The sequence below is a fragment of the Actinomycetota bacterium genome, from assembly GCA_016700055.1.
Lineage (GTDB): Bacteria > Actinomycetota > Acidimicrobiia > Acidimicrobiales > Ilumatobacteraceae > Kalu-18.
Window position 1 is genome coordinate 1,368,294 of sequence record CP064997.1, and the last position, 23,212, is coordinate 1,391,505.

The 23,212-nt window shown below is 71.0% G+C and carries 21 protein-coding genes, 1 tRNA gene and 1 pseudogene; 7 read left to right on the forward strand and 16 right to left on the reverse strand.

Annotated elements, in window-relative coordinates; all coding sequences use genetic code 11:
- Nucleotides 1-4 precede the first annotated feature (4 nt).
- Nucleotides 5-963: pseudogene (locus tag IPM43_06595) on the reverse strand (IS30 family transposase).
- A 238-nt stretch (nucleotides 964-1,201) separates the two neighbouring features.
- Here IPM43_06595 and IPM43_06600 point away from each other — a divergent pair.
- Genes IPM43_06600 through IPM43_06610 form a run of 3 tightly spaced genes read left to right on the forward strand, consistent with a single transcriptional unit; the run spans nucleotide 1,202 to nucleotide 4,174 of the window.
- Nucleotides 1,202-2,479, forward strand: coding sequence for an amidohydrolase (locus IPM43_06600; protein QQS26017.1), 1,278 nt, complete (start codon nucleotides 1,202-1,204; stop codon nucleotides 2,477-2,479).
- A gap of 20 nt (nucleotides 2,480-2,499) precedes the next feature.
- Nucleotides 2,500-2,907, forward strand: a complete 408-nt coding sequence (locus tag IPM43_06605) for an MmcQ/YjbR family DNA-binding protein (protein QQS26360.1) — start codon at nucleotides 2,500-2,502, stop codon at nucleotides 2,905-2,907.
- Nucleotide 2,908: 1 nt separating this feature from the next.
- Nucleotides 2,909-4,174, forward strand: a complete 1,266-nt coding sequence (locus tag IPM43_06610; GenBank protein ID QQS26018.1) for a class I SAM-dependent methyltransferase — start codon at nucleotides 2,909-2,911, stop codon at nucleotides 4,172-4,174.
- Here IPM43_06610 and IPM43_06615 read toward each other — a convergent pair.
- Together IPM43_06615 and IPM43_06620 are read right to left on the reverse strand one after the other, a co-directional pair.
- Nucleotides 4,149-6,725 carry a serine protease gene (locus IPM43_06615; GenBank protein ID QQS26019.1) on the reverse strand — a complete coding sequence of 859 codons (2,577 nt, stop codon included), beginning with the start codon at nucleotides 6,723-6,725 and terminating at the stop codon, nucleotides 4,149-4,151. The two genes, IPM43_06610 and IPM43_06615, sit on opposite strands and share 26 nt — an antisense overlap.
- Nucleotides 6,726-6,826: 101 nt before the next feature.
- Complete coding sequence (locus tag IPM43_06620) at nucleotides 6,827-7,996, reverse strand: cytochrome P450 (protein ID QQS26020.1); 1,170 nt, start codon at nucleotides 7,994-7,996, stop codon at nucleotides 6,827-6,829.
- A 76-nt stretch (nucleotides 7,997-8,072) separates the two neighbouring features.
- Between IPM43_06620 and IPM43_06625 the strand changes: the two genes are divergently transcribed.
- Nucleotides 8,073-8,894 carry a 5'/3'-nucleotidase SurE gene (locus tag IPM43_06625; GenBank protein ID QQS26021.1) on the forward strand — a complete coding sequence of 274 codons (822 nt, stop codon included), beginning with the start codon at nucleotides 8,073-8,075 and terminating at the stop codon, nucleotides 8,892-8,894.
- 21 nt (nucleotides 8,895-8,915) lie between these two features.
- Here the strand turns inward: IPM43_06625 and IPM43_06630 are convergent.
- A tRNA-Lys gene (locus IPM43_06630) sits at nucleotides 8,916-8,988 on the reverse strand.
- A 127-nt stretch (nucleotides 8,989-9,115) separates the two neighbouring features.
- Nucleotides 9,116-9,649: a hypothetical protein gene (locus IPM43_06635; GenBank protein ID QQS26022.1), complete on the reverse strand. Its 534-nt coding sequence runs from the start codon at nucleotides 9,647-9,649 to the stop codon at nucleotides 9,116-9,118.
- Nucleotides 9,650-9,833: 184 nt separating this feature from the next.
- Here IPM43_06635 and IPM43_06640 point away from each other — a divergent pair, with 184 nt between their 5' ends.
- Entirely contained in the window at nucleotides 9,834-10,280 is a 447-nt protein-coding gene (locus IPM43_06640) for a hypothetical protein (protein QQS26023.1), read from the forward strand.
- 70 nt (nucleotides 10,281-10,350) lie between these two features.
- On the opposite strand, the gene IPM43_06645 is transcribed toward IPM43_06640, so the two are convergent.
- From IPM43_06645 to IPM43_06660, 4 genes are all read right to left on the reverse strand, one after another.
- A complete protein-coding gene (locus tag IPM43_06645; GenBank protein ID QQS26024.1) occupies nucleotides 10,351-10,806 on the reverse strand; it encodes a hypothetical protein in 456 nt (151 codons plus the stop codon).
- A 109-nt stretch (nucleotides 10,807-10,915) separates the two neighbouring features.
- Nucleotides 10,916-11,371 (reverse strand): hypothetical protein, encoded by a 456-nt coding sequence (locus IPM43_06650; GenBank protein ID QQS26025.1) that lies wholly within the window; start codon nucleotides 11,369-11,371, stop codon nucleotides 10,916-10,918.
- 277 nt (nucleotides 11,372-11,648) lie between these two features.
- The gene (locus tag IPM43_06655) at nucleotides 11,649-12,107 is read right to left on the reverse strand and encodes a hypothetical protein (GenBank protein QQS26026.1); all 459 of its coding nucleotides are present in this window, start codon (nucleotides 12,105-12,107) and stop codon (nucleotides 11,649-11,651) included.
- Between the two features lie 237 nt (nucleotides 12,108-12,344).
- Nucleotides 12,345-12,803 (reverse strand): hypothetical protein, encoded by a 459-nt coding sequence (locus IPM43_06660; GenBank protein ID QQS26027.1) that lies wholly within the window; start codon nucleotides 12,801-12,803, stop codon nucleotides 12,345-12,347.
- Between the two features lie 156 nt (nucleotides 12,804-12,959).
- Here IPM43_06660 and IPM43_06665 point away from each other — a divergent pair, with 156 nt between their 5' ends.
- Nucleotides 12,960-13,655 carry a sugar transferase gene (locus IPM43_06665; protein ID QQS26028.1) on the forward strand — a complete coding sequence of 232 codons (696 nt, stop codon included), beginning with the start codon at nucleotides 12,960-12,962 and terminating at the stop codon, nucleotides 13,653-13,655.
- Between the two features lie 26 nt (nucleotides 13,656-13,681).
- Here IPM43_06665 and IPM43_06670 read toward each other — a convergent pair whose 3' ends face one another.
- From IPM43_06670 to IPM43_06680, 3 genes are read right to left on the reverse strand one after another with little or no spacing between them, the layout of a single operon-like run.
- The gene (locus tag IPM43_06670; GenBank protein ID QQS26029.1) at nucleotides 13,682-15,241 is read right to left on the reverse strand and encodes a polysaccharide biosynthesis tyrosine autokinase; all 1,560 of its coding nucleotides are present in this window, start codon (nucleotides 15,239-15,241) and stop codon (nucleotides 13,682-13,684) included.
- A gap of 36 nt (nucleotides 15,242-15,277) precedes the next feature.
- Complete coding sequence (locus tag IPM43_06675; GenBank protein QQS26030.1) at nucleotides 15,278-15,895, reverse strand: LytR C-terminal domain-containing protein; 618 nt, start codon at nucleotides 15,893-15,895, stop codon at nucleotides 15,278-15,280.
- A 44-nt stretch (nucleotides 15,896-15,939) separates the two neighbouring features.
- Nucleotides 15,940-17,250: a hypothetical protein gene (locus IPM43_06680; protein ID QQS26031.1), complete on the reverse strand. Its 1,311-nt coding sequence runs from the start codon at nucleotides 17,248-17,250 to the stop codon at nucleotides 15,940-15,942.
- On the opposite strand from IPM43_06680, the gene IPM43_06685 reads away from it, so the two are divergent.
- Complete coding sequence (locus tag IPM43_06685) at nucleotides 17,249-17,899, forward strand: sulfotransferase family 2 domain-containing protein (GenBank protein ID QQS26032.1); 651 nt, start codon at nucleotides 17,249-17,251, stop codon at nucleotides 17,897-17,899. The genes IPM43_06680 and IPM43_06685 overlap by 2 nt on opposite strands.
- Before the next feature lie 124 nt (nucleotides 17,900-18,023).
- Here IPM43_06685 and IPM43_06690 read toward each other — a convergent pair whose 3' ends face one another.
- From IPM43_06690 to IPM43_06705, 4 genes are read right to left on the reverse strand one after another with little or no spacing between them, the layout of a single operon-like run.
- The gene (locus IPM43_06690) at nucleotides 18,024-19,214 is read right to left on the reverse strand and encodes a glycosyltransferase family 4 protein (GenBank protein ID QQS26033.1); all 1,191 of its coding nucleotides are present in this window, start codon (nucleotides 19,212-19,214) and stop codon (nucleotides 18,024-18,026) included.
- The gene (locus IPM43_06695) at nucleotides 19,199-20,137 is read right to left on the reverse strand and encodes a sulfotransferase (protein QQS26034.1); all 939 of its coding nucleotides are present in this window, start codon (nucleotides 20,135-20,137) and stop codon (nucleotides 19,199-19,201) included. The genes IPM43_06690 and IPM43_06695 overlap by 16 nt, the downstream gene beginning before the upstream one ends.
- Nucleotides 20,137-21,210, reverse strand: a complete 1,074-nt coding sequence (locus tag IPM43_06700) for a glycosyltransferase family 2 protein (protein QQS26035.1) — start codon at nucleotides 21,208-21,210, stop codon at nucleotides 20,137-20,139. The genes IPM43_06695 and IPM43_06700 overlap by 1 nt, the downstream gene beginning before the upstream one ends.
- Nucleotides 21,207-22,940: an ABC transporter ATP-binding protein gene (locus IPM43_06705; GenBank protein ID QQS26036.1), complete on the reverse strand. Its 1,734-nt coding sequence runs from the start codon at nucleotides 22,938-22,940 to the stop codon at nucleotides 21,207-21,209. The genes IPM43_06700 and IPM43_06705 overlap by 4 nt, the downstream gene beginning before the upstream one ends.
- Nucleotides 22,941-23,212 lie beyond the last annotated feature (272 nt).

The window sequence follows — 23,212 nt, forward strand, 5'->3', positions numbered from 1 at the left end:
CGGCGAATCGTTCGGCTGGAGTATCCCATGCGAGGGTCTTGCGGGGGCGTCCGTTGAGGAGCGCAGCGATGTGGTCGAGATCGTCTGTGTGCACGGACAGGTCGGTGCTCTTCGGTAGGAATTGGCGCACGAGCCCGTTCCAGTTCTCATTGCTGCCACGTTGCCATGGCGAGTGCGGGTCGCAAAGTACACGTCGACGCCGGTGGCGACACTGAATCTTGGTGACTGGACATCTCGGTTCCTTGGTCCCAGGTCAGCGAGCGGACCAGCTGGGTTGGAAGGCGGGCGATGTTGGCTTCGATCCGCTCGTTGACATGGGCAGCGGTGCGAGCGTCGAGCTTGATCAGCATCCCCATCCGTGTGCTCCGCTCGACCAGAGTTGCCACGGCGCTGTTGCCGTTCTTGCCGATGACCAGATCGCCTTCCCAATGCCCGGGGCGGCCGGCTCGATCTCGGCGGGCCGCTCAGAAATGTTGACCATGTTCGGGACCGACCCCTGGTGTCCGGCGTGCGCGAGTGCGGCCGGCGGCGCCGCCCGCGACCGCAAGCAGGCGGCGAGCTCTTTGCGCAGCTCGCCTTTGGCCTGATGAACACCGCCTGATAGATCGACTCGTGCGACACCCACCACTGTGACTGATCAGGATGATCTCTGCGGAGACGTTCAGCACCGGGTGACCAGGTACGTTCACGAATCAAGGCCTGCACCTCGAGCCACAGCCACGGTCGTTGCTCGGTCCATGATGGCTTCGGACGTAATGCGGCCTGATCGGCATGCTCCTGGGCGACGAACGCCCGATAGTGATGGCGACCGCGCGATCTCCGACCGATCGTTCCCCGATGACGACCCAACCGGATAGCGATCGCGCTGTTGGTCTCGTTGCGTTCGATCCCGACCCGGATCTCCTCACGTTCCTCCAACGTCAAGGCATCGTCGCGGAGCTTGCGATCACGTAACACCGTCACAGCTTCCTCGGCACGCAGCCCAGCTCTTGGCGACACCGGCGATCGCAGCAGCTTCAACCCAGGTCGCACCCCGAGCCAGAGCCCTCAACCCTGGGAACACCACCGACAACCGCAACCTCGGCCGGCCAATCTGAGCCATGCGACACCTCCTCAATCAGGAGCTGTCGCGCTCACCCCTTGAACTCGCCGACACATAGCGCGACTCATCCGACCGAGAACGCGAGAGAATCGACGGACTATGGGGACCGGGACGACTGAGGGCGGGGATGCAGGGGCGGTGCACGTGCTCGGACCGCGGCTGCGCCAGTGGCTGGAGGATCACCACGACGAGCTCGTCGCCGTGCGTCGGTACCTGCACGCCAACCCCGAGCTCAGCCGGCAGGAACACGCGACGACGGCGTTCATCGTGCAGCGCCTCGTCGCCGCGGGTTTGCGGCCGAGGGTGTTGAGCGGGGGGACGGGCGTGGTGTGCGACGTCGGGCCGGCGCCAGGTGCCGGGCCTGATCACACGCCGACCGTTGCGCTGCGCGGCGACATCGACGCGCTGGCGATGAACGACGAGACCGACACCGGCCACCGCAGCACCGTCGCCGGCGTCGCGCACGCGTGCGGCCACGACGTGCACACGACAGTCGTCCTCGGCGCCGGGCTGTACCTGGCCCACGTGCAGCACCACCTACCGGGCCGGGTGCGGCTGATCTTCCAGCACGCCGAAGAGGTGGTCCCCGGCGGTGCCCGTGACGTGATCGCCGAGGCCGGGCTCGACGGTGTCGACGCGATCGTCGGCGTGCACTGCGAGCCGAAGATCGACGTCGGCAGCATCGGGCTGCGGCGGGGCGAGATCACCTCGGCCGCCGATCGAGTGCGCATCACCCTGCGCGGGCCCGGCGGGCACACCGCCCGCCCCGAGCTCACCGTCGACCTCGTGCAGGTGCTCGCCAAGCTGATTGCCGAGCTGCCGCCGCTCGTCGCCGCCGCGGTCGCCGACGTCGCTGCGGTCAAGGTGGTCTTCGGCTCGGTGCACAGCGGCGACGCGGGCAACGTCATCCCCTCCCACGCCGAGCTGCGGGCCTCCGTGCGCACGCCGTCGGTAGAGGGGTGGACGCTGCTGCCGGGCATCGTCGAGCGCTCGATCCACGAGGTCCTGGCGGACACCGGCGCCGACGTGGAGATCGAGTACGTGCACGGCATCCCGCCGGTGCGCAACGACCCGGCGGTCACCGACGCCGTCGCGGCCGCGATCGCCGGCGAGCTCGCCGGCCACCAGGTGGTGGAGGCGCCACAGAGCTGGGGCGGCGACGACTTCGCCTGGTACACCCAGCTCGTGCCCGGCACGTACGTGCGCCTCGGCACGCACGACCCCTCCGGCGACGGTCCGCGCCTCGACATCCACTCGGGGCGCTTCGACGTGGACGAGCGGGCGATCCCGATCGGTGTGCGGCTGCTCGTCGCCTCCGCCCACCGGCTGCTCGCCGCCGCTTCGGCGGCGGCGTCAACAGGGGAGGACGGCAAGTGAGCCCCGGCGCCCCTCATGCGTTGGCGCACCTACGCGCCGCGTGCCTCGCCCTGCCGGAAGTGAACGAGCGGCTGAGCCACGGCTCGCCGACGTTCTTCATCCGTGACAAGAAGACGTTCGTGACCTTCGTCGACCACCACCACGGCGACGGGATCATGGGCATCTGGTGCGCGGCCCCGCCCGGGGTGCAAGAGCAGCTCGTCGAGGCCGAGCCGGAGCGCTTCTTCCGCCCGCCCTACGTCGGCCATCGCGGCTGGCTCGGCGTGCGCCTCGACGTGGACCCCGACTGGGAGGAGATGGCGGCGATCTGTGTGGAGGCCTACCGCCAGGTCGCCCCGAAGAAGCTCGTCGCCCAGCTCGACGCCGCCCAGCTCGACGGCTCGAACGACGGCTCGAACGACGACCCGAACGACGACACGGCGCGCTGACGTGGCGGCAGACTCGCCCGGCCCGGCGCCGAAACGACTCGCGGTGCGGCTCACCCCCGACGCGTTGCGCCAGGTGCGCGGCGGTCACCCGTGGGTGTACGACGCGTCGATTCGATCCGTCACCGCCGGCGGCGCGCCGGGCGACCTCGCGGTGGTGTTCGATGCCGACCGCAAGTTCGCAGCGATCGGCCTGTGGGACCCGGCGTCGCCGATCCGGCTGAAGGTGCTGCACCGCGGACGTCCGACGACGATCGACGCCGGCTTCTGGCGCCAGCGGATCGCGGCTGCGCTCGATCGTCGCGCCCCGCTGCGCGACACCGCCGGCGGATCGGACGCGACCACCGCCTACCGCTGCGTGCACGGTGAGAACGACGGACTGCCCGGCCTCGTCGTCGACCGCTACGACACCACCTACGTGCTCAAGCTGTACAGCGCGGCCTGGATCCCACACCTCCGCGAGCTCATCAAGGTGCTCGAAGACCTGCTGCACCCGCGGGCGATCGTGCTGCGGCTGTCCCGCGCGGTGCAATCGGGGCCGACGCACGGCTACGAGGACGGGATGACGATCGCCGGTACGCCCGTCACCGAGCCGGTGCGGTTCCAAGAGCACGGGCTCGCGTTCGAGGCCGACGTCGTGCACGGCCAGAAGACGGGCCACTTCCTCGACCAGCGTGAGAACCGCGCCAAAGTCGGCGCCTTGGCGGGCGCCAAGCGCGTGCTCGACGTGTTCTCGTGCACGGGCGGGTTCTCGGTGTACGCGGCCGCCGGCGGTGCGACCGAGGTGCACAGCATCGACGCCAGCGCTGCCGCGATCGACGCTGCCCGACGCAACATGGCCGCCAACGCAGACCGTGCCGCTGTCGCCGCCTGCCGCCACGAGACCACCGTCGGCGACGCCTTCGAGGTGATGGATCGCCTCGGCAGGGGTAGCCAGCACACCACCTACGACATCGTCGTCGTCGACCCGCCGTCGTTCGCGTCGAACGCGGCCGGCGTACCGAAGGCACTGACCGCGTACGCGCACCTCGCCAGGCTCGCCCTGCGCCTGGTGCGCCCCGGCGGGCTGCTGGTGCAGGCGTCGTGCAGCAGCCGGATCACCGTCGACGACCTCGCCCGCGCGGTGAACACCACCGCCGCCGCCAACGGCGTCAACGTCCGCGAGATCACCCGCACCGGGCACCCGCTCGACCACCCGATCGGCTTCCCCGAAGGTGCGTACCTGAAGGCGCTCTACCTGGAGGTCAGGGGGACGGCAGCCACCCGTTGACGTCGACGATGACGTGGGTGCGGGCGTAGGAGTAGACGCAGATCTTGCCGGTGGACGACACCGGGGCGATCGCTGCCGCAGCACGGGTCTGACCCGCCGCGTAGTTGATCGTCGACGTGTCCGGGATCGACCCGCACGGGTAGACGGTGGCAAAGCCCGCGGCCTCGGGCTGGGTGACCGTGAGGTTCAGCGACACCGCCGACACCCCGCTCGCCGGCACCCCGTGGCGCCCCGTGAGCTGCAGCTGCAGCACCCGTGGGCCGCCGATCTTGCCGCCGGTCGCGGGAGGTGGCTCCCCCCCACCAGGCACGTACGACCGGATCCAGCCGACAAAGGCAGACACCCGGGTGAACACGGCCGGGTCGGTCGGCGAATTGGGGCAGCCGACCGATCCGAACGAGGTGACACCGGCGAGTCGCCAACGCCCGCCCGACTGGATCGCGAGCGGTCCACCGCTGTCGCCGCGGCAGACGCCCGAGTTGACGCCGCCCGAAGCGCAGAGCATGAGCGACGGGATGTACTCGGACCCGACGCCGCAGTCCTCCCCAGGCCCGGCGCGCACGACCACCGATGCCGACCGCAGTCGGTCGGAGTTCTCCGAACCGTGGTACATCTCGCCCCAGCCGCTGACCATGCCCGGGGTGTCGCGGGCCGGGCCGTCGGACGACTCGTACAGGGCGATCGGTTCTCCACCCGTCGCCGGCGAGGCCAGCTCGAGCAGGGCGAGATCGTTCGGCGACGCCACCGTGTACTCATAGTCGGGGTGCTCGATCACCCGGCGCACGCGGATCGCGTTGGCCGTCGTCATGTCCGACTGGTAGGTGATCCCGGAGTGCACCGAGATGCTGGAAGCCGAGAAGCCCTCCGTGCAGTGGGCCGCGGTGAGCACCCAGTTGCTCGCGACCAGCGAGCCGCCGCACAGGTACGGGCCGATCGCCAGGCGCACCTGCCACGGCACGGCCTCGATGGTGGTCCCCGAACCACCGGTGATCAAGGGCTCGACGGCCTCGGGCGCGGCCGGAGCCCCGCTCATCTCCACGATCGTGCCCTGCGCGCCGAGTCGGCTGTCGTGCGCCCTGGCCGGTGTCATGCCCCGGAAGGTGTCCGAGGCGGTGGAGAACCAGGCCGAGACGTCGGCCAGCAGGTGTGTCGGCGCGTCGGTGTAGAAGCAGACGTGACCGTCGCCCGACACGGGGGCGATCACCGCGTTCGGCACCGTCTGGCCGGCGACGTGGTTCACGTTCGAGGTGTTGGGGCGTGACCCGCACGGGAACACGGTGACGAAGCCGACGGCGGAGGGCAAGGTGACGGTGACGTTCAGCGCCACCGCGCCGACCCCGCTCGCGGGCACGCCGTTGCGCCCGGTCACCTTCACCTTCAGCGTCGAGCCTGCCGGCCGCAATCCCGCCGGCACCCCACCGGCACCCGTGCGGGTATCGAACACGCGCTTCGGGGTGAGCGAGGTGAACCCGGCCGTTCCGCTGCGGAACCAGCCGGAGACGTCGGCCAGCAAGTGGGTGCCGGCCTCGACGTAGAAGCACACCTGACCGTCGGCCGACACCGGCGCGATCACCGCGTTCGGTGCCGTCTCGCCGACGACGAAGTTGACGTTCGACGTGTCCGGGCGCGACCCGCACGGGAACACGGTGACGAACCCCGTCGCGACTGTCCCGGTGGCGGTGACGTTCAGCGCCACCGCGCCGACGCCGCTCGAGGGCACCCCGTGGCGACCGGTCACCTTCACCTTCAACGTCGAGCCCGCGGGCCGCAGACCGGCCTGAACGCCGCCAGCCCCCGTGCGCGTGTCGAACACCCTCACCGGCGTGACCGCGGTGAACACGGCGCCGCCGCTCGGAGGCGGCGGGGCTACCCCGTCGTTGCGTACGGAGCCCGACCATCCCGTGTCCGGCGCACGGTCGATCGTCTCGCCGCCCGCCGGCCAGTCCTCGAACAACATCGACACCCTGAACCGGAAGCTGCCCGGGTTGGTGATGCACGACGCCGGGAACTGCACGGTGTAGGTCTTCGTCGACGCGTTCCAGCTTGGCGTCGCCTCGCAGGCGAGCTCGTATTCGGCGTCGAGCACGATTGCCCCGACCCCGAAGGCGCTGCTCACGAGCCCGGCATAGAAGTCGAACTCGCCATCGGCGTCGTTGTCGACGTACCACAGGATGCCGGAGTTGCCGTTGACCCAGTCGGGTGCGGTGCTCGGGTCGGCGAAGCCGGCGGTGCTGGCGCGCATGGTCACCGTGCCGGCGCCGGCTGCGGCCTCGACGCGCAGCAAGTCGCCACCCGGCAGCCCCACGTCGCCGGCAGCATCGGTCACTGCCAGAGAGGCCAGCGCGACGACCCCCTCGCCCGCCGGCACGTCGACGGCGCCGGTATCGGCGCCGCCACCGGGCACGACCAGAGCCCGAAGCGCGGCCAGGTCCGCCGACTTCGGCTCCGGCTCCGGCACCGGCTCGGCGCCGGCACCGCTCGATGCCGTCGCCTGCATCCCCGTGGCAGGTGCCACCGCGGCGACGATCGCCACCACTGCTGCCCAGGCCACCACCGACCGCCGCCTCGATGAGCTCTGCACACCCGCCTCCCTGCCCCGTCGCCGACATCATCGCACGTGCCTCGCGTCGCCGGTGGGGCCGGCGCCCACGGCTACGCGGTGAACGGCAGGTACTCGTAGCGGCGGGTGAACGCCCCTTCGGCGAACCTGGCCCGCTCGGCGTCGACCGTGAAGTCCGGACAGGCGGCGAGCAGCTCCTCCAGCACGACGCGGCCCTGCAGCCGGGCGGCGGCGGCGCCGAGGCAGAAGTGCGGGCCTGACGAGAACGTGAGCATGCGCGGCACGGGGCGGGCGACGTCGAGCTGCTCGGCCGTCGGCCCGAACTCGCGCGGATCGCGGTTCGCCGCGCCGTAGCAGAGCAACACCCGTTCCCCTTCGGCGATCGTCGTCCCGCGCACCTCGGTGTCGCCGGTGGCCACACGGCAGAGGCCCTGCACCGGCGACGTGAGGCGCAGCAGCTCCTCGACGGCGTTCGGCAGCAAACCGGGGTCGTCGATCAGGCGCCGGCGCTCGGCGGGGCACTCGGTGAGCAGCTCGGCCGAGCCGCCGATCAGCCCGATCGCGGTGTCGTTGCCGCCGGCCACCATCACGAACGCGTAGCCGAGGATCTCGGCCACGGACAGCTCGGTGTCGTCGGGGCGCGCGGCCAGCAGGTCGGTGACGATGTCGTCGCCGGGTTCGCGGCGACGCCGCTCGACGAGATCAGCGAAGTACCCGTACAGCTCACCGAGCGCGTCGGCCGCCGAGGCGTACGCCTCGCTCGCCTGCGCCGACACCAGCGCGTTCGTCCACGCCGCGAAGCGGGAGCGGTCGGCCTCGGGCACGCCGAGGTAGTGGGCCACCACCCAGCACGGCACCGGGCGGGCGAGAGCCTCGATCAGGTCGCCACCGCCGTCGGCACGCAGCCCTTCGATGCAGGAACGCACGTGGTCGCGCAGCGCCGGCTCGATCGTGGCCACCTGGCGGGGCACGAACCCTCTGGCCACCAAACGGCGGTACTTGGTGTGCTCGGGCGGGTCCATCATAACGATCGTCGGCGCGAGGTCGAGCGCCTCACGCTCGTTGCGGAACGTCAGCCCCTGCGCGGACGAGAACGTGGCCGTGTCCCTCGCCGCGGCCCACACGTCGTCGAAGCGGGTAAGCACGAAGTAGCCCCCCGGCGCGCGGTGCACCGGGTCGTGGTCGCGCAGCTCGGCGTACAGCGGCCACGGTTCCCGCCAGGTGGCGGCGCCGAACGGGCGGTAGGCGAGGTGTGCGCTCACTGGTGCGCATCATGCCCGATCGGCCGGCAGGCACTGCACCGCCGTCCGGAGGCGGTATGAAGAAGGGGTGCGCATCATGGTGACGAACGACGACGGCATCGACTCGATCGGGCTGCACAAGCTCGCCCTGGCGATGCGGCCCTACGGCGAGGTGGTGGTGGTCGCCCCCGATCGGGAGTACTCGGGGGCCAGCGCCGCGTTCGGCGCGCTGCACCTGATCCACCCGGAACTGCACGAGGCCACCGTCGAGGGGATCGACGAGTCGTGGGCCGTCACCGGGCCACCCGCGCTGTGCGTGATGTTCGCCCGGCTCGGGCTGTTCGGGCCGAGGTTCGACCTCGTCGTGTCCGGCATCAACCCCGGGGCCAACGTCGGGCGCAGCGTGTACCACTCCGGCACGGTCGGCGCCGCGCTCACCGCCCGCAACAGCGGGATCAGCGGCGTGGCGATCAGCCAAGCGGTGGAGGGGTTCGGCGTCGAGGGCCAGGGGTGGGACGAGATGATCGCCAACCAGAAGTGGGATTCGGCCGCCACCGTCGCCGCGGCGGTGGTCGGCGGGCTCGTCGCCGACCTGCCCGCCGAGGCCGTCGTCGTCAACGTCAACGTCCCCAACCTGGCGATCGAGGAGATGAAGGGCTGGCGCCGGGCCGAGGTCGGCACCGTCCCGCCGCGCACGATGGCGTCGGCGGAGCGCGAGCCGATGGCGGGCTACGAGGGCCGCTACAACGTGAAGATGTCGTGGGGCGACGCCGTCGACCTGCCGATCGACACCGACGGCGGCGCGGTCGAGGCCGGCGAGGTGGCGATCACGTTCCTCGGTCGCCTCGACGGCGCCGGGATCGACACCGACGAACCCACGCCGGCCGAGCTCGCTCTCGACGAGCTGCTCGCCCGCTGACCCGCGGTGCTGGAACGGCGGTGCCCCCCCAGGGGCTCGAACCCTGAACCAACGGATTAAAAGTCCGCTGCTCTGCCAGTTGAGCTAGAGGGGCGTCGCGGGCCGATGCGCAAGCGGCAAACGCGGCGGCCCGAGGCGAAACGGTAGCCCTCGAAATGGCCAAGCAGCTCGCCGACAAGCTCACCATCATCATCGCCGTCGCCCGCCAGCGCGACATCTGATCAGGCGGCTGCCGGCCTCTTCATCTTCCGCCACGCGAAGAACCCGGCCACCGCAGCCACGACTAGACCACCCGCTGACAGGTAGAGGCCAACGCCGACGGTGGCGAGACCGACCCCGTCGTCGTTCACACCAGACACAGCGTCGTTCACTGTCGCCCAGTCGTATATCGCGATAGCGGCGCCGGCCCCGGCAGTGATCCATGCACCGAGCACCTGACCGCGCTTGCGCTGATTCCTCCATCGCACATCAGCGAACAGAGCAGTCGCTATCACTGCGAGCAGACCGACGAGCTTCCCGTCGTCGGTGTCCAGCCCGGCAATCGATACGGACCCGAGGAAGGGAGCAGTGACCTTCACCCACGGCAGCACCACCCCCAGCGCAGCGGCGGCGCCAGCGATGACCGCGTACAGCAACTCGGTCGCGGCCGAGGGAGGCGACGCCGACTCGGTCTGCCACGGCGCTCCCACGCGCAGATACTCAGGCGGCGCCGGTGGCGCTAGTGGTTTCGGTTCCGGTGGAGGAAGATCAGACATGTCCCGCCCTCATGTGTCCGTCGAACTCGCACACGAGGGTAGTCAGCTCGAGGAGATCTGGCCGGACACAGAGCCTCGCCTGGTGATCGGGCATGATGCGCAAGCGGCAAACGCGGTGGCCCGAGGGGATACGGCAGCCCTCGAACGGTCCGATCGGGGGTGTAGAGGCTCTACCGTTGGGGCCGTGGCGATGCGATTCATCCGCCCGTTCGGCTCGGCGAAAGCGGTCGGGGCGATCGGGATCGGCCTGTTCAAGCTGTTGCAGAACGAGGACGTGCGTCGCCAGCTCGGCGAGGCGTCCTCGACCGTACGCCGCTGGGCGCAGCGTCGTCGTGACCAGGCCCAGATGGTCGGCCTGCCCAGCCCTTCCCGGCTGTCGCTCAACCCGCGCTTCGGGTTGCGGGCGATGCTGCGCCGCCTCGACTCCCTGGCCGCGGTGATCCCTGAGCTGGCCACCACCAACCCGACGCTTGCCGCCGAGCTCGCGCAGGCCGAGGCCGACCTGCGCCGGGCCGTCGCGGTGGCCGGTCCGCTACCTACCAAGCAGCGGTGGAAGGTTCAGCGCGAGATCTCCAAGCGCCTCGACAAGATCGAGCTGGCGCTGGTCGACGCCGTCCTCCCGCCCCGCTGACAGCGCCGCCCGCTGACCGCCCCGACGCCTGGCCCGACGACGGGTCGGCAGGCGGTAGGCGGCCGGCGGCTCAGATCGGAGCGTGGGGATAGGTGATCTTGCCGGCGGTGGTCATCCGGATGTCGAAGCCGTTGTACCGGCCCCGTACTCCGAGCACGCCGGTGACACCCTCGAAGCGTCCGGTGCCGCTGACGATCGTCTCGGTGCCGGTGAACACGCCGGTCATCGCGTTGCCGGTGGCCTCGCCGTCGAGCACCAGCACGTCGCCGTTGCCGTAGTCGACCACGCTCGTCCAGGTGAGGCTCAACGACGACCCCGTTATCGTGATCGTCCGGTCGAAGTCCCACTCGGCCGTTCTGTTGCCGCCGACCTCGGAGCGCGTCTGTGTGCGCGTACCGTCGTCTTCGGAGGCCACGATGTAGCCCGTGTCGCGGTACTGGAGCACCACATGTGCGGCATTGGCCGGGGCCACCTGGAACAGACCGACGGCGAAGACCGCCGCGAGCAACACCAAGTACTTGCGCATCCAACTCTCCCTCTCATCGACGGCGGCGACTGCCACCGGCACAGGTCATCTACGGCCTGCGTTGTCGACGTGAGTTACCCCTGTGAGCGGGATCGCTAACCAGTCAGATTCAGCCTGAAGCGCCGTAGGTGAGGTTGCCGGTGGAGGCCGTGCGCAGCTCGAAGTCGATGAGGCGACCGCGCACGTTCAACTCCCCCGTCGCTCCGGCGTAGCGGCCGGATCCACCGACCACCGTCTCGGTGCCGTTGAGCCTGCCGGTGTTCAGGTTGAGCGTGCCGACGCCTTCGAGCTCCAAGACGTCGCCGTTGCCGTAGTCGATGACGGCGAGCCACTGCAGCTGGACGAGCGGATTGCCGCCGCTTCCGATCGCCTGGAAGATCAACTTGCCCGACAAGTTGCCGCCAACCTCGGAGCCCCGCGTCTGCACACGGGTGCCGGCGAGCGTGAACGCGTCGACGACGCCCGCATCGCGGTACTGCAGGGTGACCGGCGCAGCCGTGGCCGTACCTGCGTTGAACATGCCGATGGTGAGCACCACCATCACCGCCGCCAGAAGTCTGCGCATCACGTATCCCCTCTTGCCATCCCGAGTCCCCCTCGGCGACGAGCAGTATTGCAGGTCTCCCTGGCCCCGACGGCGGGGCTCATCCGCCCGTCGGCTCGGCCCCAAGACCGCCAGCCCATCCGCGCGGCCCGTCCGCTCGGCCCGCCTGCTCGGCTCGTCCGCCAGCCCCAAGAACCGCAGGTTCCGCGCCAATCTGGTGCGGAACCTGCGGCAGGCGTCGTTTCGTTGACAGATTGGCGCGCAAGCCGCGCTTTCAAGCCGCGGTTTTCGGGCCCCGTCAGGGGCCGGTGCCGTCGTCGATGGTGATGTCGCCCGAGGACGTGAACCTCAAGCTGGTGAACAAGTACCGGCCACGCACGTTCAACGTGCCCGTCGCCCCCGCGTACCGGCCGATCCCGTCGACCACCGTCTCGGTGCCGGTGAACACGAGCGTGTTCGTGTTGATCGTGCCGGTGCCAGACAGCAGCAGAGCGTCGCCGTTGCCGTAGTCGATCTCGCTCATCCACGTCAGCGTCAGCACCGGAGCGCCCCCGGTAGCCCCGTTCACTCCCCACTGCCAGTCACCGGACAAGGCGCCGCCCAGCTCAGACCCGCGCGTCTGGGTGCGCTCACCGCCGGACATGTCGATGTAGGCAACATCGCGGTACTTGAGGGTCACCGGTGCCGCCGTGGCCGTGCCTGCGCTGAACATGCCGATGGTGAGCACCACCATCACTGCCGCCAGAAGTCTGCGCATCTCGTATCCCCTTCTGCCATACCGAGTCGCCCTCGGCAAGGGGCAGTATTGCAGGTCCCCCTGGCCCCGACGGCACAGCCCGCTCGCCCCGTCCAGCCCGTCCGCCAGGCCGCAAACCGAAGGTTCAGGCCGCCCTCCGGCCCAGAACCGCAGGTTCCGCGCCAATCTGGTGCGGAACCTGCGGCAGGCGTCGTTTCGTTGACAGATTGGCGCGCAAGCTGCGCTTTTCAGGCCGCGTCAGGGGCCGGTGCCGTCGTCGATGGTGATGTCGCCCGAGGACGTGAACCTCAAGCTGGAGAACAAGTACCGGCCACGCAGGTTCAACGTGCCCGTCGCCCCCGCGTATCGGCCGATCCCGAAGATCACCGTCTCGGTGCCGGTGAACACGAGCGTGTTCATGTTGATCGTGCCGGTGCCAGACAGCACCATAGCGTCGCCGTTGCCGTAGTCGATTGCGCTCAGCCACGTCAGCGTCATCAGCGGATTGCCCGGCATAACCCCGTTCACTACCCACTGCCACTCACCGGACACGGCGCCGCCCAGCTCCGACCCCCGCGTCTGGGTGCGCTGACCGCCGAAGTCGTCCATGTAGGCAGCGTCGCGGTACTTGAGGGTCACCGGTGCCGCCGTTGCCGTGCCTGCGCTGAACATGCCGATGGTGGCTACCACCACCAGCGCCGCCAAGAACTTCTTCATCTCGCCACGCCTTTCCGTCGAGCCCGAGGGGAAGTCCCTCGGCAATCGCATTATGCACCTGCTGGCAAGCACCATCGGCAGCGATGCAGCACTCTCGGTAGCCGATTCATTACAAGGGGTGAGGAAGCAGGGGGTTTGTGCCGATGATGTGGTTCAATGGCAGCGCCTGCGAGCACCACTCCCCTCACCCCCGACATGAGCTACGTCTCCACCACCGCGGTCCGGGTTCAGCCGGCCCCGGCATCGCATCTCGCCGCCAAGCGGGCGTTCGACATCGTCGTCGGGCTGCTGACGGTGATCCTCACCAGCCCGCTCTGGATCCTGATCGCAGTGCTGGTCAAGCTCTCCAGCCCCGGCCCGGTGCTGTTCCGCCACGTGCGGGTCGGCCGCGGCGGCCAGACGTTCGTGCTGCTCAAGTTCCGCACGATGCGCGACGGCACGGCTGAAGAGGTGCTCGCCGACGCGGCGTCCTGCGCCCGCTACACCACCCACGGCTTCAAGCTGCCCGCCGACGATCCGCGGATCACCCCGATCGGGCGGATGCTGCGCAAGACCAGCCTCGACGAGCTACCGCAGCTCTTGAACGTCATCCGCGGCAACATGAGCCTGGTCGGAGTACGCCCGATCGAAGAGCTCGAGTTCGAGCACCGCCGCCCGCTCGACCGCGACGTCTACACCGAGATGAAGCCGGGGATCACGGGGCTGTGGCAGGTGCAGGGCCGCTCCAAGAACGATTACGAGAGCCGCCTCGCCCTCGACCGCCAGTACGTGGAGACGTGGTCGTTCTGGCGTGACCTGGTGCTGGTGCTGCGCACCCCGTTCGCGGTGCTGCGGATCCACCACACGCACTGACCGCCGGCCTCCCCAGCCGGGAGGAGTCAGTCGCCGGCCGACGCGGTGTACGCGTAGCCGTACGGATAACCACGCTGCTCGCGCTTGGAGCTGACCGCCCGGTTCAGCACCAGCCCGATCACCGGCGCCTCGACCCGTTGCAGCTGCTCGAGCGCGCCGGCCACGTTCTTCTTCGTCGTCCGCCCGGCCTCGGTGACCACCAGCACGCCGTCGACGGTCGCCGACAGCGCCAGCGCGTCGGAGACCGGCAGTACGGGGGCGGAGTCGAGCACCACCACGTCGTACTTGTCGGCGACGGTGGCGAGCAGTTCGGCGATGCGCGCCCCGCTCAGCAGTTCGCTCGGGTTCGGGGGCACGGCGCCGGAGGTGACGAGCGTCAGATCCTCGGCGATCAGGTTCGGGACCATCTCGAACGGCTCGCCGAGCAACACGTTGGTCAGCCCCGGCGAGCGCGGCACGCCGAACACCTCGTGCAGGCGCGGCCGGCGCAGGTCGGCGTCGATCAGCAGCACCGACTGGCCCATCTGGGCGAGCACAACAGCCAGGTTGGACGCGGTGGTGGTCTTGCCCTCGGCGGGCAGCGCGCTTGTCACCTGCAGCACCCGCAGCGGCCTGTCGACGCCCATGAACTTCACGTTGGTGCGCAGCGTGCGGTAGCTCTCGACGGCGAGGTCGCCGGGGCGGCTGACGGCGACGGGGCGGTTGTCGGGCGGGGTGTCGACGGGCACGACGGCGAGCACCGGCAGACCGGTCTGCTCCTCGAGCTCTTCTGACGTGTCGAGCGAGTCGTCGATCAGGCCGACGATCAGCGCGGCGGCGACACCGATCAGCAGCCCGAGGAACCCGGCGATGGCGAGGGTGCGCCAGGGCTGGGGCTCGACCGGGTCCTTGGGCAGCTCGGCCCGTTTGACCAGCTGCGCGCTGCCGGTCTGCAGCGACGCGTCGACTTGCAGCTGGTCGAGGCGCTGGGCGAAGAGCGCCTGCTGGTCGATCAGCACCCGGCGCTGCTCCTCGAGGGCGGAGATGTCCTCGGTGCCCGCGGCGGCGATGTCGGCGTCGATCTGGTCGATCTGGCCCTGCAGCTCGGTGATCTTGCGCTGCACCTCGGCACTGGCGTCGAGCATGCTCGACACGTTCTGCTCGCGGCGCACGTCGATGTAGGCCTGCACGTAGGCGTCGGCGACGACGCGGGCGGTCTCCGGGTCGCCGCTGCGCACCACCACCTCGACCACGTCGGTGCCCGATACCGCACGGCCGCGCACCCGGGGCGGGGAGACGGTGAGCGAGAGGTCTTCGCGCACCCGATCGCGCACGAGGTCGCTCTCCAGCACCTGGATCTCGGTCTGCAGCAGACGCTCGGCACTCTGGGCGGAGATCGTCTGGTTGTTGAACACGGTGTCCGACGGCATCGCCCGCACCAGCATCTGGGCCTCTGCGCGATAGATCGGGTCCTGCAAGAACACGAGCACACCGGCGCCGAGCAGGGCGGCGAGCACTGCGGCGACGACCAGCCACTTGCGCCGCAACACCTCGTACCAGTAGTCGCGCAGCGTTCGCTCGCGCTCGGTGCCCTCGGTCGCCGTCATCGCCCGGGGGACCCTAGTCGTCGTCGAGCGCATGGCTCAGGGCACCCAATCGGTGCCGAGCACGACGATCACGTCGCCCGTGGTGGGCGGGGCGACGAGGGGTTCGAAGGGCAGCGGCTCCACCCGGGAGAGGCGGATGCCGAGGTCGTCGGCAAGGAGCAGCCCCGCTTCCTCGAAGCCGGGGGCGAAGTAGATGGACGACACGGGCCGGTCGGCGAGGGCGTCGACGGCGATGGTGTCGACGAAGCCGACCGCCCGCAGCAAGGCCGCGGTGTCGTTGGCGAGGCCACCCTGGCGAGTGCCGTTGGCGACCACGAGGCGCACGAGGGCGCGGTCGACGGTGGGCGCGGTGGTGGTGGTGACGACGGTGGTCGGCGTCTCGGTGGTGGGCGCGGCGGTGGAATCGGGCGCGTCGGTGGCCGGTGGGTCCGACGAGTCCGTCGGATCGGAGCTGTCCGTCGGAGCGGAGCTGTCCGTCGACGGCGTCGTGGACTCCGGCGAGGTCGTCTCGGCGGGCTGGTCGGTGGCCACGGGGGCCACGGTGAGATCGACGCGCGCCGGCGACGGCGAGGCGGGCCGGCCCGCGGCGGCGGCTCCGGCCACACCCGCCACGACGACCACGATCGGGAGGGCCAGCGCCGATGCACGTCTCATCGGGCCGCCACGCTACCGGGCTGCTCGGCGCAGCAGAGGGACGCTCAAGCGGCAACGGCGGGCCGGCGCGCCACCCATCCGACGGCGACCGGCGTCAGGTACCACAACCAGGTGAAATAGAAGCCCCGGTAGCCAGACACCACCGTGGCGGCCAGGAACGAGCCGGCGAGCACGACGAACATCAGGTGGTCGAGGGGGCCAAGGCGCCTGGCCAGCAGACGCGCCAGACCGTAGAGCGCCAGCGCGGTGCCGGCGAAGGCGAAGATGCCCTCCTCGTACAGCCGGGTGGCGGTCACCGAGTTGATCCCGTCCGACACCTGGATCGCGCCGGTGCCAAGCCCCTGGGCGCGCAGCGCGGCAGCCGCAGTGACCTGGGTGTTCTCGCCCAGGCCGACCCCGGCGATCGGGTCACGCAGGGCCGCGTCGACCGCCGCCGACACCGTCGAATACCGCCCGGCGGCGCTGCGGAAGCCCGACCCCTGCTCGATCCGCTGCCCGTAGGCGCCGGACACGTAGACCGCGGCGAGGAGCGGCACCACGGCGAGCGCGACCACCGTCGCCAGCAGCTTGCGGCTCGGCCTGGTCGGCGCTTTGACCACGGCGAGGACGACGAGCAGGGGCAACGTGACGAACACCGACGACGACCGGGTGAGCCCGAGGCAGACGACGGCGGCCACGATCAGTGGCCGGCGCAGCAGCGGCGCGAGGCGGGCCGGGTTCGCGGTGAGCTCGTTCGCGATCAGCAAGGCGACGAGCACCTGCAGCATGATCGAGAGCCCCGACGCCTCCGGGAACAGCCCGTAGACCCGCTGGAGCTGGGGCGGGAGGCTGAAGTTGGTGTTGTTGCGCAGGTCGAGCGCGGCGCTGCCGAGCACCCCCTGCACCGCGGCGACGGCGCAGTTCAACAGCCCGCCGATCGCGAACCAGCGCATGAAGCCGGTGATCCCCTCACTCGTGCCGAGGCCGAGGGCGAAGAGCAGCAGGAACGGCCCCAGCAACGTGGCGTAGAAGATCGCCACGTCGAGGCTGCGTTCACCGCCCGGGCCGGCGAGCAGCGCCCACGCCCACGACAGGTACATCAGCCAGACGGGGGCGAGCTGCCAGGTGCGCAGGTTCGCCAGTCGGGGGATCAGCACGAACGCGGCGATGAGCCCGACGACGTCGCTCAGCTGCACGAATCGCCGGCTGACCGGCAGCGACAGCGCCGGCATCCAGAGGGAAAGCGCGACGAGCGGCACGAGTAGGCGTTCTGATCGCGCGCCGAGCGTCGGCGGCCGCGCGGCGGCCTGGACCGGGGAAAGGACGAGGGAAGCGACGGGGCATGGTAACCCGGCGTCGCTAGCCTCGCCGGTCATGGAGATCTCGCACGAGCGTCGCTTCGCGTTCTTCGCGATGCCGAAGACGGGCTCCAACAGCATGCGGACGCTGCTGCACCCCTACTCCGAGGTGCCGACCGTCCACTTCAACAAGACCACCGCTGAGCAGCCGTTCTACGACCACATGCGCCCGGTCGAGGCCCGTGCCCTGTTCGTCGAGCGCGGCTGGCCGTTCGAGCAGTACTACCGCTTCGCGGTCACCCGCAACCCGTGGGCGCGGCTGGTGTCGCTGTACGAGCACCTGCTGCTGTCGCGGCGGTTCCGCTGGGAGCGCCGACTCGGCCGCACTCCGCGCGATTTCGAGCGCTGGGTGGCGAGCACGCAGCCCGACGGCCCCGGCGCGGGCACCAAGGGCAACCGCTACCGGATGTACGGCAGCTACAGCGTCGGCGCGTTCGTCGGCGACGGCAACGGCCACGAGCTGGTCGACGAGGTGATCCGCCTCGAAGACCTGGCCGGCGAGCTGCCCCGGCTCGGCGAGCGCCTCGGCATCGAGCTCGCCGCCGCGCTGCCGAAGAAGAACACCCGCGCCCACGCCGACTACCGCGAGTACTACACCGCCACCGGGCGCAACCTGGTGGCCGAGCGCTATCGCGCCGACATCGAGCGCTTCGGCTACGAGTTCTGACCCCCCTGTCGCCGGGCGCGCCGGGGCCTGGAAGTGCGATATGTCAGGACACCCGTGTGTCACCAGATATCGCACTTCCGGTTGGGCGCCCGGGCCGCCGCCGCCCGGGCAGCGCGCCCGGCGTTCAGCGGGGGAGGTGGGCGAGCGCGGCGGCGAACTCGGCATCGAAGTGCAGCGCGGCCTGCAACGCCGGGCCGACCTGCAGCTGGCGGACCAGCATCGAGCGCTCCTCGGGCGACATCTCGACCAGCGCGCCGAGACGGCGCACCGCGTCGTCGCGGTCGACGAAGCGGCAGTCGGGGGCGGTGACGAGCTCACGCACACCGCCGCCGTCGTAGACGAGGGGGACGACACCCGCCAGGATCATCTCGGCGACCGCGATGCCGAAGTGCTCCATCCGGTACATGTGCAGCCCGATGCTCGCCCGGCTCACGAGCGCGGCGAGCTCGGCCGCGTCGAGGTCGGGACGCACTTCGACGCCATCCGTGCGTGAGGCGAGGCGCAGCAGCTCGCGGGTGTGGCGAGTGCCGCCTCGCCCGGCGACGACGAGGCGCAGGTCGTGCCCGTCGGCGCGCACGCGCTGGACGACGTCGATCGCCTCGGCGAAGCGCTTGTTCGGCACCAGCCGGCCGATGGCCACCACCAGGTGAGGGTCGCGAGGGCACTCGTCGACGGTCGTGACCGGCGTGATCGGCTCGACCGGCGGGTGGACCACCATCACGGGGGCGTCGAACGTGCCCCCGGCCGTCAGTTGAGCCAGCTCGGCCGCTGTCCAGGCCGAATTGACGACGGTCAGCACGCAACGCGCGCCGACCCGGCTCGGCTCCCCGCCGGCCAACCACGACGCCAGCCGCACGTACGCCCGTCGCACGGCGAGGCGCCCACTGTGCTCGACGTCGACGCCGAGGAACGAGAGCGCCGCGGCCGACGTGTCGAACATCGCCGGCGCGTGCATCACCCGCATGTGCGCCACGGGCACCTCGCCGCACTCGCCGTAGCTGAACACGGCCACCTCGCCGGGCACGCCGTGGCGCCGTACGTGGCGCAGCACCAGCGCGTACGTGAGCACCTCGAGGCGCCGCAACGGCGCCAGCATCCGGCGCAGCATCCGGCGCGCCCGTGCCGACGATGCCCAGCTGTCGACGACGGTGTCGATGTCGACCACGCGCACGTCGAACCCGTTCGCCCCGCATGCGTCGACGATGCGCCGCGCGTACAGCTCGGCCCCGCCGCCCGCGGCGAGGTCGCCGTGGACCACGGCGAGGGCCGGCCGCCGGCTCTCCCGCGGCGCGTCGGCGTTCAACTGGGAGTCCACCACTGCCTCGCCTCGGGCACGAGTTGCATCGTGGCCTCGCGGTCGTCGCGCAACAGCTCGTCGAGCAGATCGCGCTCGGCCGGCGTCGCGATCGGCTCGGGGCGGGGGGCGAAGTAGACGCGCTTCAACCGGCGCTTCAGCCCGACCGGCACCACCCGGCGCAGCGCCGTCTTCGTCCCGCTGCGCAGCATCACTTCGTTCAACCGTCCGAACCGTGGGCGCACCGACTGGTTGCGGGCTTCGGGGCGGTGCAGCTCGACGTCGACGGGTTCCAGCCCGAGCCAGTCGAACAGCTCGGCCAGCACCACTGCGGGCTCCGCGACGAGGCGCTCGAACGTGAGCACACGAACGTCGTCGCGCCCGATCACCGACCACCATCGCTCCAGCGCGTCCGCGTAGCGGCTCGGGGTGAGCAGGTAGCGAGCCTCGGGCGGGACGAGGCCCGCCTGTTCGCGGGCCAACTCGTCGGCGAGGGTGCCGCGGCTGCGCCCCGTGCGCAGCGCGAGACCGTGGTGCGAGATCGCCCGCCCCACCGGCTCGCGCAGCACCACCACCGCGCGCCGCGGGCCGACCACCTCGGCCTCGATCCGCGCCGGGGCGCCTGGGCTGGCGAGGTAGCTGGTAGACGCGTCGACGAGCCATCGCTGGCCTAGCGAGGTGTACAGGTAGTCGTAGTCGGCCGCGTCGCGGAAGACGGCGAACTGATGGGAGGTGGTGCGACCGCGGGCCGCGTACTCAGCGGGGTCGACGTCGTTCAGGTGGGTGGCGGCGACGTAGCCGGGGTCGAAGTCCTGCGCGGAGAAGTGGTTCGGCTCCTTGATCGCCGGCACGCCGACGTCGGGGTGCTGGCCGATCCAACTCACGAGCTGGGTGGAACCGCTGCGCGGCGCGGCGGCGAGGAACAGGTTCGCCCGCCGGTGCATCAGGAGCTACCGCCCGGCCCGCTACGGGCGCTACGCCGCTGGCCGAGCCCGCGGCGGACGAGCTCGTGCAAGTACCCGAGCCCGTACGCGATGTGCACGGTGACGGCGAGCACCACCGCCCGCGCGAGCGCGCCGGGCGATTCGCGCCGCTTCGCGCCGTCGGATGATCCCGTCTCCCCGGGGCGCACGGCCACCGTGGCGACCGCTCCGGCGACTGCCGCCACGTATGCAGCGGGCACGGCCAGCCACCGGGCGCTTCGGCGAAGCACGGCGATCGCCGTCGACAAGGCGACTACGGCGGTGACGAGCACCGGTGCGAGCTGGCGCGCCTGAATCCGGCGACGGTGTTTGAGCAGGGTCTGCGCCCGCCCCGTGCCGTAGCCACGGAACTGGCGCCACGACGCGGCGAGCGTCGGGCGGGGGCGGTAGCCGACGGCCAGCTCGCCGGCCAGGTAGATGCGACCCCCGCTCGCCACCACCCGCGCGTCGTACTCGGCGTCCTCGTTCGCGCGGAAGGACTCGTCGTAGCCCCCGAGCTCGTCGAACACCGTCCGCCGGAAGCCGGCGTGGTGGCCGTGGTCGACCCAGCCGTCGCCGCCCGTGCGGTGCGGGCTGCCGCCGGTGCCGACGAACGAGTTGAAGATCACCCGGCCGGCCTCCTGCCACGGCCCGCCGCCGAGGGTGGTCATCGGCACCACCACGCTCGCCGCGCCGGTGCGCTCGAGCGCCTCTACCACCCGACTCGCGTAGCCGGCGGGGTAGGTGCTGTGGGCGTCCATCCGCACCAAGTACTCCGGAGGCTCGGGCATCGCCCGGATGTGGGCCGCGGCCAGGTTCATCGCCCGGGCCTGGGTGCGCCCCGGATTGGCGAGCACCCGCACCCGCTCGTCGGCGCGGGCAGCCTCGTGCGCCAGGGCGACGGTGGCGTCGGTGCTGCCCCCGTCGGCGACCCAGATCGAGCCCACCCGACCGCCGTCGTCGGCGCGCAACTCGGCCAGCAGCGCAGGCAGGTGGGCGGCTTCGTCGAGGGTGGGGATCACCACCGCCGCCCGGGCGACGTCAGTGGGCGTCACCCGGTGAGCCCCTCCGCCTGCACGAAGTCGACGGTGCGCACCGCCTCGTCGAGGCTGCCGAGCGCGCGCACTTGCCCGCCGGAGAGCGCGAGCACCCTGTCGCACGAAGCGAGCGTCGACATGCGGTGGGCGACGATCACCATCGTCACTCGGCCCTTCAGCTCGGCGATGGTGCGCTGCAGCTCGGCCTCCGAGCGTGGGTCGAGCGCGCTGGTCGGCTCGTCGAGCACGAGCAGTTGCGGCTCGCCGGCCAGCGCGCGGGCGATGGCCACACGCTGGCGCTGCCCACCGGAGAGCCCGCTGCCCCGCGGACCGAGGCGGGTGGCGAAGCCGAGCGGCAGCTGGTCGATGTCGTCGGCCACGTGGGCCGCCGCGGCCGCTTCGTGGACGGCGGCGTCGGTGATCCACGGGCGGTGGAAGCGGACGTTGTCGGCGATGGTGCCCTCGGACAGGTGCGGATCCTGGGGCACGAGCGCCACCAGGCGGTGCCACGATTCCTGGCTGATCTCGGAGATGGGTACGCCGGAAACCGTGATCGTGCCGTCGCCGGGCGTGCGCAGCCGCAGCAGCAGCTGCACGAGCGTCGACTTGCCGCCGCCCGAGGGGCCGATGATGCCGAGCGCCTCGCCCCGCCCGACGGTCAAGGTGATGTCGTGCACAGCCGGTGGGCCGTCGGCGTAGCGGTACGTGACGTGGGCCAGCTCGATCTCGTGGACCGCCTCGACGGCGACGTTGCCGAAGCGCTCGCCGGAACCGATCAACGACTCGATGCGTTCGGTGAGCAGGTCGAGGTTGGGTCCCTCTTCGACCACGCCCTGTAGCGCGCTCTGGCCCTGCTGCGCGTAGGCGACGGCACGGATGACCAGCACCGCGACGGTGCCGATGCCGGACAGCTCGTCGGCCCCCGCCAGGTAGAGCAGCCCCACGCAGGCGACGAGCAACAAGATGGCCAGGTCCTTGAAGATGAACGCGTTGGTGCGCCCGGCGCGCCGGAGGCGTTCGAGCAGCCGGCTGGAACGCTCGTTCAGCACCTCGAGCCGGTCGATCTCGGTGTCGAGCACGCCGAACACCTTCAGCTCCATCGCCGTCGAGCCGAGCTGGCTGACCTCTTCTGAGAACGCGGCCGACCCGTCGACGAACTGCGCTGCCCGCCGCCTCGTGGCCCGGGCGAGGGGGCGCAGGGCGAGGGCGATGACGACGCCGATGCCCACCACGACCGCCGCGGCCACCGGGTCGACCAAGAACGCGACGGCGAGCAGCGCGACCACCCCGACGAGCGCGGCGATCGCCGAGCTGAGCCAGTTGACGAGGTTGGCCGACTTCTGCGCAAGCGCGCTGGCGGACTCTTGCAGCGTGCCCTCGCGTTCGGCCGCCTGGCGTGACCACGAGGCGCCGGCATAGGCGACGAGGATGCGTGAGCGCGCCGCCCGCAGCACGTCGGCGGTCATGCGGGCGGCCTGCGCGGCGGCCACGGAGTGGAGCCCGATCACGACGACGGTGGCGCCGAGGGCCACGGCAAGGGCGCCACCGCCGCTAAGCGCGCCGAGCCCGAGCGGCAGGTCGACCTCGCTGTCGGCGCCGTCACGGGCGAGGCCGACGGCCACCTGCACCGCCAGCACCAACGCCAGCGCCTCGAACACCCCGGCGACGAGGCTGACCACCCCGAGCGTGGTCAGCCGGCGCGTGCCGTTGTCGAGGTAGGTGCGCAGCAAGCGCCACGTGCGAAGCACCCGGCGAGCCTACCGATGCCGCCCCAAGGCCGAGCCGACCCCCAAGGCCGAGCCGACCCCCAAGCGAGCGGTCCCCCCAGACGAGCGGACCCCCCGAGGCGACCGACCCTTCGAAACCGCCTCAAGAACCGCAGGTATCGCGCCAATGTGTCAACGAACCTGCGGCTACGCGGCTTGGTTGACACATTGGCGCGAAAGCCGCGGTTTGAAAGCCGCGGTTTGAAAGCCGCGGTGGGGGTGGAGACGCGGCGGGGCCCCGATCCTGCGGACAG

Bases quoted from the DNA above. Each gene is read 5' to 3' on its own strand.
- IPM43_06600 (QQS26017.1), top strand. From the start codon at position 1,202: ATGGGGACCGGGACGACTGAGGGCGGGGATGCAGGGGCGGTGCACGTG.
- IPM43_06625 (QQS26021.1), top strand. From the start codon at position 8,073: ATGGTGACGAACGACGACGGCATCGACTCGATCGGGCTGCACAAGCTC.
- IPM43_06635 (QQS26022.1), bottom strand. From the start codon at position 9,649: ATGTCTGATCTTCCTCCACCGGAACCGAAACCACTAGCGCCACCGGCG.
- IPM43_06645 (QQS26024.1), bottom strand. From the start codon at position 10,806: ATGCGCAAGTACTTGGTGTTGCTCGCGGCGGTCTTCGCCGTCGGTCTG.
- IPM43_06650 (QQS26025.1), bottom strand. From the start codon at position 11,371: ATGCGCAGACTTCTGGCGGCGGTGATGGTGGTGCTCACCATCGGCATG.
- IPM43_06655 (QQS26026.1), bottom strand. From the start codon at position 12,107: ATGCGCAGACTTCTGGCGGCAGTGATGGTGGTGCTCACCATCGGCATG.
- IPM43_06660 (QQS26027.1), bottom strand. From the start codon at position 12,803: ATGAAGAAGTTCTTGGCGGCGCTGGTGGTGGTAGCCACCATCGGCATG.
- IPM43_06665 (QQS26028.1), top strand. From the start codon at position 12,960: ATGGCAGCGCCTGCGAGCACCACTCCCCTCACCCCCGACATGAGCTAC.
- IPM43_06670 (QQS26029.1), bottom strand. From the start codon at position 15,241: ATGACGGCGACCGAGGGCACCGAGCGCGAGCGAACGCTGCGCGACTAC.
- IPM43_06675 (QQS26030.1), bottom strand. From the start codon at position 15,895: ATGAGACGTGCATCGGCGCTGGCCCTCCCGATCGTGGTCGTCGTGGCG.
- IPM43_06685 (QQS26032.1), top strand. From the start codon at position 17,249: ATGGAGATCTCGCACGAGCGTCGCTTCGCGTTCTTCGCGATGCCGAAG.
- IPM43_06680 (QQS26031.1), bottom strand. From the start codon at position 17,250: ATGACCGGCGAGGCTAGCGACGCCGGGTTACCATGCCCCGTCGCTTCC.
- IPM43_06695 (QQS26034.1), bottom strand. From the start codon at position 20,137: ATGCACCGGCGGGCGAACCTGTTCCTCGCCGCCGCGCCGCGCAGCGGT.